General features: G+C 35.6%; 10 protein-coding genes. 3 read left to right on the forward strand and 7 right to left on the reverse strand.

Annotation, left to right across the window (positions count from 1 at the left end):
* Positions 1 to 95 precede the first annotated feature (95 nt).
* Positions 96 to 3680 carry a PD40 domain-containing protein gene (locus HRT72_11020; GenBank protein ID NQY68236.1) on the forward strand — a complete coding sequence of 1195 codons (3585 nt, stop codon included), beginning with the start codon at positions 96 to 98 and terminating at the stop codon, positions 3678 to 3680.
* A 5-nt stretch (positions 3681 to 3685) separates the two neighbouring features.
* Here the strand turns inward: HRT72_11020 and tsaD are convergent, their stop codons facing one another.
* From tsaD to HRT72_11050, 6 genes are read right to left on the reverse strand one after another with little or no spacing between them, the layout of a single operon-like run.
* A complete protein-coding gene (gene tsaD, locus HRT72_11025; GenBank protein NQY68237.1) occupies positions 3686 to 4723 on the reverse strand; it encodes a tRNA (adenosine(37)-N6)-threonylcarbamoyltransferase complex transferase subunit TsaD in 1038 nt (345 codons plus the stop codon).
* 29 nt (positions 4724 to 4752) lie between these two features.
* Entirely contained in the window at positions 4753 to 5958 is a 1206-nt protein-coding gene (locus HRT72_11030; GenBank protein NQY68238.1) for a bifunctional 3,4-dihydroxy-2-butanone-4-phosphate synthase/GTP cyclohydrolase II, read from the reverse strand.
* 52 nt (positions 5959 to 6010) lie between these two features.
* Entirely contained in the window at positions 6011 to 7171 is a 1161-nt protein-coding gene (locus HRT72_11035) for a glycosyltransferase (protein NQY68239.1), read from the reverse strand.
* Positions 7172 to 7181: 10 nt separating this feature from the next.
* A complete protein-coding gene (locus HRT72_11040; protein ID NQY68240.1) occupies positions 7182 to 8375 on the reverse strand; it encodes a glycosyltransferase family 4 protein in 1194 nt (397 codons plus the stop codon).
* Between the two features lies 1 nt (position 8376).
* A complete protein-coding gene (locus tag HRT72_11045) occupies positions 8377 to 9768 on the reverse strand; it encodes a YjgP/YjgQ family permease (GenBank protein NQY68241.1) in 1392 nt (463 codons plus the stop codon).
* Between the two features lie 44 nt (positions 9769 to 9812).
* Entirely contained in the window at positions 9813 to 10190 is a 378-nt protein-coding gene (locus HRT72_11050; GenBank protein ID NQY68242.1) for an SRPBCC domain-containing protein, read from the reverse strand.
* Between the two features lie 110 nt (positions 10191 to 10300).
* Here HRT72_11050 and HRT72_11055 point away from each other — a divergent pair, with 110 nt between their 5' ends.
* Together HRT72_11055 and HRT72_11060 are read left to right on the forward strand one after the other, a co-directional pair.
* Positions 10301 to 11032: a DUF1295 domain-containing protein gene (locus tag HRT72_11055; GenBank protein ID NQY68243.1), complete on the forward strand. Its 732-nt coding sequence runs from the start codon at positions 10301 to 10303 to the stop codon at positions 11030 to 11032.
* A gap of 432 nt (positions 11033 to 11464) precedes the next feature.
* Positions 11465 to 11686 (forward strand): helix-turn-helix domain-containing protein, encoded by a 222-nt coding sequence (locus tag HRT72_11060; GenBank protein ID NQY68244.1) that lies wholly within the window; start codon positions 11465 to 11467, stop codon positions 11684 to 11686.
* A 370-nt stretch (positions 11687 to 12056) separates the two neighbouring features.
* On the opposite strand, the gene HRT72_11065 is transcribed toward HRT72_11060, so the two are convergent.
* Positions 12057 to 12943, reverse strand: an 887-nt coding sequence (locus tag HRT72_11065) for a type IX secretion system membrane protein PorP/SprF (protein ID NQY68245.1), incomplete at its 5' end; no start/stop codon positions are given.

Here is a 12943-nt window from a genome sequence, read left to right on the forward strand (position 1 = left end):
TAATTGGGGCGATTTCTACTTTGTTTAAAGTAGTGCGTTAACTTTTTGAACTAACTTTAATTAAATAATGTAATTCGTGCATATTATTAGATTTCATGATTCATTCAGTTAGGTCCTTATCATTATTGCTTTTACTTGCGATGGCCTCATTGATGCCTATCTATGGCTTGGCGCAGGATAATAATGTGAAAGCAAGTCCTCGGGCGGCAAATGCTCTTTATTCAGAGAAAAACCATCACGATGCACTAATGTCTTATTTGAAATTAGTTGTCGAAAACCCGGATAATACATTTTACCATTATCGTGTTGGGATGTGCCATTACTACTTAGGTAGCTATGCCGAAGCGATATCATACTTAAAAAAATCGGTAGATAATTTTGATTCATTTTTGAACTCATCTCCAGTAGATGCATTTTATTATTTAGCCAGGTGTTTTCATTTAATACACAAATTTCATAATGCCATAACCAGTTACACAAAGTATAGATCGTATGTAGAGTTTGATTTGCAGTTTGAAATTCAAAGTCTTAAAAAATATTATACAGATAATGGAACTAGTGAGCTTGCACAACAAATGAAGCTGATATATGAGGATAGAGTAATTAAAGAGCTATTAGAAATTCTATTCCTTTTAGACGACGAAATTAATCGGTGTAACTATGGGAAAGTACTTGTAAGAGTGCCTGTTGATGTGGTTATAGAAAATTTAGGACCAGATGTAAATACGAAGTATTCGGAATATGCTCCAGTTATTTCCAGCGATGAGACCCAGTTGGCTTACACGAGCAGAGCACCAACGACTACGGGAGGCGAACTATCACCAGATGGAGATTACTATGAAGATATCTATTTGGTTGATGTGGAAGAAGGACGAGTTAATGAAGGTGACTTATATAACCAAAAGAATCAAATAGGTTATTACAGTATTTTGAAAGAATTGAAAACCTCAAAACCAATTAACATAGGACTTAAAATTAATACATCAAGACATGAGGGGGCCGTTCAATTTTCTGGAGACGATAGTAAAATGTTTATTTACCGAGATTTTAAATTATGGGCTTCAGAGCTAAAAGATGACAAATGGAATAATGCTGTTCAATTAAAAGGCTTTGATAAAGTATTTGATAAAATAGCTTTTGAACCAAGCCTTACATTGTCTATTGATGAAAATGTATTGTTCTTCTCGAGTAATAGAGAAGGTGGTTATGGCGGATTAGATCTTTATGTTACAACTAAAAAAAGAAATGGAGAATGGAATGAACCGCATAATATGGGGCCAGTTGTTAATACAAGATATGATGAAGATGCTCCATATATTGATCCAAACGGGAGAACGTTATATTTTTCCTCTAAAGGCCATTCTAGTATAGGAGGTTATGATGTATTTAAATCGGAACTGCATAAAAGAAAGTGGAGATCGCCTGTAAATATTGGATATCCGGTAAATTCAGCCGGCGACGATATATTCTTTATGATGACGCCAAAGTTTAACCGCGCGTATTATTCGACAAATAAGAATGGAGGTTACGGTAAGATGGATATTTATAGATTAACATTTGCCGAGGAAAGATCATTATTCGCAGAGATAAAGGGATTAGTATTGAGCGGAAACAAGCAAATACCAAGTTTTTCAAAGATATCTGTTTTAGATAAAATTACTGGAGAAGAGCTATCTGTTCACTATTCAGATTCAACAACTGGAGAATATTTATTGTTATTACCGCATGGAATTACTTACGATATTCGGGTAGAAACAGAAGGCTTCGTGCCCTATCAAGAGGAGTATAGAATACCTACGCAAATCTCTTATTTTCAGTTTTTTCAAGAGATAAAACATTTTCACATTACGGATAAAAATGGAAATGTAATAGGTCAAAAAGTAGTACTCGAAAATGCCTATTATGAGGTTGACGATTATATCGAAGAAGATTCAGTTGCTGTAGGACAAAAAGAGACATCCGAACTGGTTGAGGAATTAGAATTAAACTATACAAAGCTAATATCGGACTCTTCCAACACGTATGATCTCGATAAAAAACAACTTAAGTTTTTTGTTTCCGAAGACTCTTTGAATACTATTCTCGATAACGACAGTACCGTTTACGATCAAATAAGAGATGTAATAGCCTATGGTGATTCTTTGGAAAGAATGTCTTCCCATAGAGACGATTCATATAGTGAATTTGTAAGTAGTCTGATGCATGCAAATAATGAACTTGAGTTTTCTAAAATGGCCGATATTAAGTTTTATATCTCACAGGATTCTTTAGTTAAAATATTAAAAGAGGATACTACAGTCTATGCTCAGATAAAAGAGATTATTGTTTCGCCGGAAATTTTAGACGATGAAGTAGAAAGACCGTACCATAAATTTATCGTAGGCATGATAGCGGAAGATTTAACGACTATGAAGCATATTGAAAAGTTATCGGAGCAGATTGGAGTTCCGGTGGATAGCCTTGTTAAGGACATGCAGAAAGAACAAATGCTGGATGCCGATGCTTTATCTCAATTTAGTGTTAAATTCTTTAAACAGGATGTAAATGTTGAAGAACTTGATAACGAGGCAGCCTATGATGAGCCGGAAATATTAGTAGTAAATCCTACCCCAATTGAAGAAGCAATTGTTCTACAGGGAAATGGGGAGGAGGTCTTCCTTGAACCGATTGATAATACGATAAAAGGCCAGTTTAATTATGCCAGGTTATCAGAAGAAGTTACAGGAAAAGTAATGGTGTATTTGGTTTCTGAAGAAGGCGATACTATTACTTCGAGTATGCCAAATACACAGGGTATGTTCGAATTTACCAAGTTACCTACAGGTATTAATTATCGGGTATATAGTAATATCGAGTTACTTACAGGTGAAGACGCGAGTATGTTAATTTCTCCAATGGATAGCTCAATAAAGGGACGCTTTGATTTTGCTCGATTACCTAAGCAATATGCAGAAGGTGCGACGATTTATTTAATATCTGAATTAGGGGATACGGTACTGATATCACATGTTAATGCATCCGGTATCTTTGAATTCACACAACTTCCTTCCGACGTTAAATACTCGATCGTTCTGAATAAGTCAGGAATTAATCCAAATATTAAATCTAGAACTATTAGTGCTGCAACAGTGCAAACAGGGGCTAAATTAATTGGTAATGAAGACTTGGCTGCCAGAGTAAACGAAACTTTAATTGAAGCAAAGAAGATTGAGTCGGACATAGAAAATTTAATTAAGGCGCATAAAGATAAAGGTGATGTGTTTATTGTCTTACCATCGCTTGTGGATAAGCATAAAAAGAAAGAAGAAGGGGAGATTAGATATGGAGAAGTAGTTGCAACATTCTATTTCGACTTTGACCATCATAAGATGAAATCAGTTAACTGTGTGTATATTGAGGATTTTTATAGTTCAATAAAAGACAAGAAATACTTTAAATACAAGGTTGTTGGTCATACAGACTCTGAAGGGGCAGCAGAATATAATTTACAATTGTCGGAAGACAGAGCTCGTTGGGTATCTAAGTATTTAAATAGTCTTGGGTTAGAATGGTTCGATTTAAATACACAGTGGAAAGGTGAAAAAGAATTGGCATTTATCGATAGAAATTCGCTAGGGAAGCTTCTAATAGAAGAAATGCATAAGAACAGAAGGGTAGAGGTAATCGCGATTAAGAAATAAATTTCTTATTTACTTTGAATAGGGTACCTCGGAATGGCAGTAGTTCTTTGGTTAGAAAACACATTATTTAAATATTTAAAATGAGCCATAATCCCTATCATAGCAGCATTGTCCGTGCAGTATTCAAATGAAGGCGAATAGGTTTTCCAACCCGAATTTTTTTCTTCTTCTTTAAGTCTTTTTCTTATGCCAGAATTGGCGGCTACTCCCCCAACGATTCCTACTTCCTTGATGTCGAAATCTGACGCGACGGCCTTTAGTTTTTTAAATAGAATTTCAACAATAGTGTATTGAATTGATGCGCAGATGTCGTCCAAGTTCTCTTCAATAAATAGTTCGTTCTTTTTTGTCTCATCTCTAATAAAATATAGAATAGCAGTTTTTAAACCACTAAAACTATAATTATAATCAGGTGCTTTCGGGAATGGGAATTTGAATTTTAGGGGATTACCTCTTTGCGCATACTTGTCTATAAGTGGTCCGCCGGGGTATTCAAGTCCAAGAATTTTTGCTGATTTGTCAAATGCTTCTCCTGCTGCGTCATCCAGAGATTGACCTACGAGTTCTATATCTAAAGGAGCATTTACTTTTAGTAACTGCGTATGACCACCAGATACAGTTAAGCATATAAAGGGGAAATTAGGATGAGAATAGTCTTTGTTTTTTTCTTTCGAGAATAGAGCCAAAACATGAGCGTGCATGTGGTTTATTTCGATTAGCGGTATATTCAGGGCCAATGCAAACGATTTTGCAAACGATGTTCCTACTAGTAGAGAACCTAATAAGCCAGGTCCTCGTGTATATCCAACAGCGTTGATCTCGGTTTTGTCAACTCCTGCGTCTTTAAGGGCCTGTGTAACGACAGGTACTATATTTTGTTGATGTGCTCTAGAAGCCAGTTCAGGAACAACACCACCGTATTGTTTATGTACTTCTTGATTTGCGATAATGTTGGATAAAATAACACCATCTCGTATTACTGCGGCAGACGTATCGTCGCATGAAGACTCTATTGCTATGATTGTAACAGGTTTGGTTCCCATTGCAAGTGCTTTTCTTATTGAAGCAACAGTTAGTTTTCTAAGTTGATTGAGTGGCCCATTTTATCTCTTTTAGTAAGAAGATATTTTTTATTGTGCTCATTCGATTCCATTTCAAGAGGAATATTTTCAACGATCTCTAATCCGTAACCAATTAAACCAGCTCGTTTCTTAGGGTTGTTGGTCATTAGTTTTATTTTCGAAACATTAAGATCCCTCAATATTTGTGCTCCAACACCATATTCTCTTTGATCGTCCTTAAACCCTAATTCTAAATTGGCTTCAACGGTATCCATGCCTTGCTCTTGCAGCTTGTAGGCTTTTAGTTTGTTTATAAGGCCAATTCCTCTTCCTTCTTGATTCATGTACACAATCACGCCCTTACCTTCCTTATTTACCATTTTCATTGCGGTATGTAGTTGTGGACCACAATCGCATCTGCACGATCCGAAAATATCGCCGGTAACACAAGAAGAGTGTACTCGAACCAATACAGGTTCGTCATCTGTCCATTCTCCTTTTACAAGTGCAACATGTTCTTCTCCACTGTTCTTTTGTTTATAAGCAACTAGTTTGAAGTCTCCCCACACGGTTGGTAATTGAACATCTACCATTCTTTCAATAGAAGAGTCATTTTGAATTCTATACGCCACTAAATCTTCAATGGAGATAATTTTCAAATTAAACTTTTTAGCAATTTTAAGTAGCTCAGGTAATCTAGCCATACTGCCATCTTCATTCATTATCTCAACCAAAACACCAGCTGGTTCGAACCCTGCTAGTCGGGCCAGATCAACAGATGCTTCGGTATGTCCAACTCTTCTTAGAACACCTTCAGATCTCGATTTTAAAGGGAATATATGTCCAGGTTTTCCTAGCTCTTCAGGTTTAGTGTTGGGATCAATTAATGCCTTAATAGTTTTAGATCGGTCACTTGCAGAAATACCGGTGGAACAACCGTGGCCAATTAAATCGATAGATACTGTAAATGGTGTTTCGTGCTGGGCAGTGTTTTTACCAACCATCATTTCCAAGTTTAATTCGTCGCATCTTTTACCTGTAATAGGGGCGCAAATTAGACCTCTACCATGAGTGGCCATAAAGTTTACAACTTCAGGAGTTGCATTTGCTGCAGCTGTTACGAAGTCACCTTCGTTTTCTCTGTTTTCATCGTCAACAACAATGATAACTTTCCCTTCTTTGATATCGGCAATCGCCTCTTCTATCGAATTTAACATAATGTTAGGTTTTGTGCAGCAAAGCTAGGTAAATAGTAGCTTTTGGCGAATTTTAATTGAAAAATAATTGTTCCAATTTGTCAGTTGTTTTCCCCCAATTAAAGTTCTCTCTAACATAGGAATAGGCATTTTGAGTTAAGAAAGCTCGCTTGTCCTTGTTTTCAATTAGTTCTATAATATGATCGGCATACTCTTGTGGGCTATCGCCTATTAGTATGGATTCATTTTCAACTGCTCCTAACGCATTGTTTACAAGAGGTGAGGTAATGCAAGGAATTTTCATCGACATTGCCTCTAGTAATTTGTTTTGGAGACCGGTTCCAATTTGCATAGGTGCGAGAAAAATTAATGAACTGGAATATGCATGTCTAATATCTTCTACCCAACCGGTAATATGTATGCTATCAGATTCTAAGTTTTTAATAGACCTGGCTGGATTAGCGCCAGCAATAAGAAATTTTATTTTTGGATATTTTTCTTTAACTATAGGTAGTATTTCTTTGGCGATATACGATGCTCCTTCAATGTTTGGAGGGTATGACATGTTTCCCGCGAAAAGTATGTCATATTCTATAGCCGTTTCTCTTGGTACGAAATAATCCGAGTCGATACCGTTTGAGACTATTTCAATTCTATTATTGATTGGATGTATAATTAAATTTTGATCTTGCTCAGAAATTATTGTTTTAAAATTGAAGTGTTTGAAAATATGATGCTCGTAACGCATTACTCGTTTTCCTTCTAATTTCAATATCCATCTTAAATAAAACGGAGATGTTTCTACTCTTCTTTTAATTCCTTTAGATAAGGCATCCATATAGTCAAGTGTTTTTGGCGTCTTATTTCCCTTAACGTATTCGGCCATTCTGATTAATTGGCAATAAAGATGATCTGGCTTTGAATCTTTAATTAGGTTATTAATAGTTTTTTGAACCTTATTAGAATAGAAGTAAGCTACTTGAAATGGCTTATCTTGAAAAAAACAGAGAAAGATGTTTAAGTATATTCGAAACCTTGATAATTCAATAAATTTAACACTAGAGCAATACTTCTTTAAGTTTTCATATGCATCCGGATGTATATTAGATTCGCTTAGTGCACATAAAACTATCTCGTGATTCTTCGATAAATTTTTAATTTGATGGAAAGCACGCAACTTGTCACCTTTGTCTAAAGGATAGGGGATACGAGATAGAAGAACCATTATCTTCATGGCTATCTTTTTATAATTTTTTGTAAAATTCGGTGAGTGAATTTATAATATTCTTTTGTTTGTACGACTGATAAACAAGCTCAATAGCATTCTTTTCTATTTCCTGCTTTTTTACTTTGTCGTTGAGTAAGACTTTAAGCTGATTAACAAATTCGATCGAATTGTTTGCTAGAAGGATGTCTTTATTATTTGTATAATTAATTCCTTCGGCTCCAATTACTGTTGAAATTATTGCTTTGCCCAAAGCCATGCCCTCTAATATCTTTATTCGAATACCTCCACCGGAAAGAAGAGGGACTATCATAATGTCCATTGAGTTGATGAAATGAATTTTATCAGGAACCGTTTCATGAACCACAATGTTTTTATCGTTTAATTCAGAAATCCATTGTGGCATGTTTTTTCCAGCGATATGGAATAATAAAGAAGGAAACTCATTGGTTATCGAAGGCCATATTTCTTTAATAAACCATTTTACTCCTTCTTCATTAGGTTTCCAGTCCATAGTGCCAAAGCTAAATATGGATGGTGAATGATTATTTTTCGGTGTGATTAAATAATCATCGAGATCTATGCCAAAAGGAATGTTAATTAGGTCTGTTTTACAACCAAGTTTTTTGTAAGTAGACAAATCACTTTTAGATATGCAGGCGATGCCATCCACATTGTTCATTACTTCTATTTCATATTTTTTTAGTCTTTTAGCTAAAAAGAGTAAATAACTTTTTTTTATAAATGAAGAGGTACTCAAAGCTCTTCTTTCCCAAATCACGTGCTCGATATTATGTGATCTTAAAACTATTTTAGCATCGCTATTTTTCCGGATGCAAGATATATATGGTGCCATGAATAGGCTTTCCAAATGAACAATATCAAACTGGTTAGTTGCTAATAGATGAACAATTTTTTGCTCAACAGACTTATTGTAGAATCGATCTACATTATAAGAGCTCGAGTTTAGAATGTTTTTAGCTATGCCTAGAGGTGTTACTTTAGTATTAATTGGGTAATATTCAAAAGAGGTGGAAGCTTTGTAGGTATCAGATAATTCAGATTCAATTACCGGATGTTTTTGGGTGGAAAGGGAAAATACTTTTACGCCATGTTTTTGATTTACTAGGCCTGTAGTAATAGAATGCATAGCTATCCTTCCGCCATCTAATGCCGGAATAGGCGGTTTGCTACATAGCTGAAGAATATTCATTCTACTTTCTGCCCGTAATGAGCTTTAACTTTTTATTATACCAGGCTCTATCAAAAATGATAGAGTCGGAAGTAGCCTTGGCTGTGAGAAATAAACCAAGTGGTAAAATAATAGCTGGCGCTAACCACATCCCTTCAAGTGGTGTAAGGGTTCCGTCTAAAGCAAGTTTCCTCCCTGTTGTTCTTATTACATGAAAGCAGACAAAAATAAAAACAGAACAGACCATTGGTAATCCTAGTCCGCCTTTTTTTATTATTGCTCCGAGTGGAGCTCCTACGAAAAAGAGAATTAGACAAGCGAAGGATAGAGTGAATTTTCCATGCCATTCAATTAAATAGAGACGGATATTTCTGAGCCTACTCTTAAGCGTTCTTTTATTTGCTTCCATATAACCTAATCCACCTCTTGCTAAATTTTGAGCGGCATCAATAGTTTTTACTTGATCCGCTATGTTCATTGGCGATAAAATATTCTCCATCGTATCGTTTGCATTGCTGAGATCTATATTCGTGTAGTCGTAATTTTTCTTCATTATTTTGGCGAAGTCAGTTTTTCCATGGTCTAGTTGTATTCTCAAAGAGTCTACGGCATCACTAAGTTGACTTAAGTTCAGCATCCGATACCCTCCTTTGAACAATTCTTCTTCCTCTCGATTAAATTGAAAGGCTGAAACATCAAAGATCATTGTTTGTTCTTCGAAGTCGCTTCGCCTGTATTTTAACGGATCTTTTTTTCCTATTCCTTCAGTATAACTATAGCCGTTATATAATGTAAAGAGCATGTGACTTTCATTTTCGGAAAATGCCATTTTCCCGGTCTCAGCTGTAATTACTCGTTTGTTTTCGGCAAGGTCCATGTAGTCGTAAATAATTATGTCTTTCAATATCTTGCCATCTTTACTCTTACTACCAACGCGCATGGTGTAACCATCCAAGCCTTTATAGAAAACGCCCTCTTTTATATTTAGTGTGGGCTTTTTCTTAGTGACATCATGAAGAAGAGAAGCTTGTTTTAAATTGATTACAGGCCATATATTATTCGAAAAATAGAATGCAATACAGCTAATTATAAGGGATGTAACTATTAACGGAGACATTACCTTCTTTACTGATATACCTGCTGCCTTAAGGGCGACTAGCTCGGAGTGTTCGGCAATACTGCCAAAAGTCATTATCGAAGAAAATAATATAGCAAGAGGCAGGGCAAGAGGTACAAGATAAGCCGCCCAGTATATCATTAACTCAACGATTATATACCATTCAAGACCTTTCCCAACTAAATCGTCAATATATTTCCAAAGGGTTTGCATTAGTAATACAAACACAGCAATAAAAAACGTCAGGAAAAATGGACCTAAATAGGAGGATACAATGAATTTATGTAACGTCTTCATTGATTTTGATATGTCTTAATAATATCGACTTTGTTATGTTGTTCCTACAAGCCTATTGCAGAAAACAACTTGTTTAATTGTGTGTCCCACAATCTTTTTGCCTCGTCTTTCTCATCTTCATCAGCAAAGTCCGTAACAAATAACGAGGTGGAGGAAGTAAGGTCATCTAATTCAAAACGGAATTCGAAATAGTCTTCATCTTCATCATCCCATCTGAATCTTAATAAGTCTCCATCAATACGTTTGATTAATAGTGCATCTTGCTCAGCACCATCCCACACAAATGAATACAGATCGTCCTTAATATTTACATTGTCAGCAAACCAAATAGCTAAGCCATCTGGCGTGCAGAAAAAATTAAAAAGTACAGATGGTGTTGATTTAACCAGGTATTCAAGCTCGAATTTTCTATCGTCAGACATGTTCAATTAGATTTGTGATTAACAAACACCTAAACTTTTATTAATTTCGCGGTGGCTGTAACGTGTGGCAATTTAAATAAAATCTATAAGAACTTCAAGTATATAAATCAATGGCGTTAATACATTCTTTGGAAACTGAAGGCAATTGGTTATTCAAATATAGAGGGCAAGTACCTGCACTATTATTCTTGGTAGCAGTGCCTGCGATTTATTTCACAGACTTATCTTATTTAAGCGAACAGAATCTGGAAATTATAAAGTGGTTTTCTATTGTGGTATGTGTGCTTGGTTTTTTTGTAAGAGGCTATACAATAGGAAGTGTAGCTCGTAATACATCAGGAAGAAATAGGACTAAACAAGTTGCAGAAGTACTTAACACGAAAGGAATATACTCAGTGGTTCGGCACCCATTGTATTTAGGTAATTATTTGATTTGGATCGGAATAGTCATTTATATCAGTAATATTTATTTTTTCCTTGTAGTTAGTTTGATGTATTGGATTTATTACGAGAGAATTATGTTTGCTGAAGAACGTTTTTTGGAAGGGAAGTTTGGGGACGATTATTTAAATTGGTCGAAGGGTGTACCTGCATTTATTCCAAAGTTTAGTCTGTGGGAAGGGAAAGGGAATGGTGTTTCCTGGAAAGCCACTCTCAGAAGGGAGTATTCAGGTTTTTTATCAACCGTTTTTGGCTTTTTATTCGTTGACTTTTTAAGAGATTCCTTTCTTCAAAATAAATTAGTTATAACGGAGAAATCAATAATGATTTTTAGTATAACCTTGGTTATTACTTTGGCATTAAGGACGCTGAAAAGAAATACATCTCTTCTGAAAGATTAGAGACCCAAATTGATGCACTATTCTCCTTTGATGGCAAGAGATTAAAGCACTATTCCGGAGAGCGAATACATCCAGATAAATGGAATCCAGAAAAGCAAAGAGCTGTTAGAGGAGTTGCCGGGGGATCGGATATCGATGACCTCCTTAATACTCTTAATGAAAAAATCCTAAAACAATATCGCGAAGCCAATATAGTGGGCAAAAAACCAACCGTTGATTATTTTAAGCAATTCCTTAATTCGGGGAAATCCAATAATTCCTTTTTTGAAGTTTTCGATAAGTTTATTCAAAGCTGCCAAAACAGCAGAGCAGAAATGCCATACGACAAAAGCGATGCTCCAGCAGGTACGGTCAAGGCTCATAGTTGACAAACGTTAAAGACACATAGTTGACACTTTTTAATAATTTAAGGCATAACCCAAACGCTAAGTTATGCCGAAAAACGTATCAACTATGGAACAAGAAAGTGAATTTATCACATTATGGGAATCCAATAATTATTCCTTTTCAGCTCTTTGCAATGAGTTTAACATTTCAAGAACTGCTGGATATAATATTATAAACAAGTATAAAGAATTTGGCCCCTCTGGTATTGCAGATAACTCCAGAGCTCCTTTCAGGCAACCCAACAAAACTCCTGCTGAGATAAAATAAGCAATAGTCAAGCTAAGAAAGAACCATAAAAACTGGGGTGCCAGAAAGTTTTCGGAGCTACTCAAGTCGGAGTTTGATGAAGATGTTATTCCTTCAGTTACAACTATCAATAATATACTTGGAAGGAATGGGCTGATAGAGCCTAGAAAGCGTATTAAAAGGGTAGCCAGTATATCCTATATTCAACCCTGTGGAGTCTAATGAAGTCTGGAGTGTAAAAAACGGTGCATCGGACCACCTAATTTCGGTTGAATTGACCATCGATGTCACTTTCCACAAACACTCTACACTCTAACGGTACCAATACTTGTAAGCATATTATTAAATTACAATAGGTGGTCAATCGCACCGACATTTCCAGACAGAACCCTCAATTGAAAGATACTGACGTATTTTTGTTGCATAAGTTGAATCCTATAATGATTTCGTGAGAACCATTTGTGTAACCAGGGATCTCTATTGCTGGAAATTCATAGGCATATGCCAAAAGTATGTTTTCCTTAATATTGATTCCTAATCTGACTAGTGGGCCAATGTGGGTTCGGTAGCCTATACTAAAATTGATTATATCATTGTAGACTACCATTGTATTTATATCGATTTGGGATACTTGAACCTGCACACCTTTGTATAATATTGATGGTTTTATTTTCCATTTTTGATTTATTACAAAGTTGTATTCTGCATATCCAATTATGTGTTTAGCATCTGTAAACTTATCTACGCCTATGAAATCCGATTTAATGTGGTTATTAAAGATTTGTGGAATAAACAATCCAAACTGGAAATAGTTTAAGGTATAGAATATTCCAAATTCGGAACCTAACGTAAAACCAGTTTGTACACCATGCATAAGCACATGGTCAGTTTTGTCTTCTACAATAGCGGAAGAAGGATCGATCTTGATATGACCCAAAATACCTGATAAGCCAAGCCGAAGGTTATGTTTATTTCCAAATTTAATTTTGTAGGCATAAGAAAGCTTGGTCGAGACGCGACTAATATATGTGGCTTTATCTATAATTATCCCACCGCCTACTCCTGTATTTTTACCTAAGCTATTATGTACATATAAATAATCAGTTATAGGTGCAGCATCTACACCTACCCATTGACTCAAATGACTTGCATAAGCTTCTAGGCATTCTTTGTAACCTGCATATGCTGGATTTATTCCATATTTATTGAAGTTATACAAATTAGATTCTGGTAATTGCTGCGCCCCGACAGAACCACTCAGTAGTAATGTAGCTATTA

It is taken from the genome of Flavobacteriales bacterium (genome assembly GCA_013214975.1).
In the GTDB taxonomy this organism is placed as follows: domain Bacteria; phylum Bacteroidota; class Bacteroidia; order DT-38; family DT-38; genus DT-38.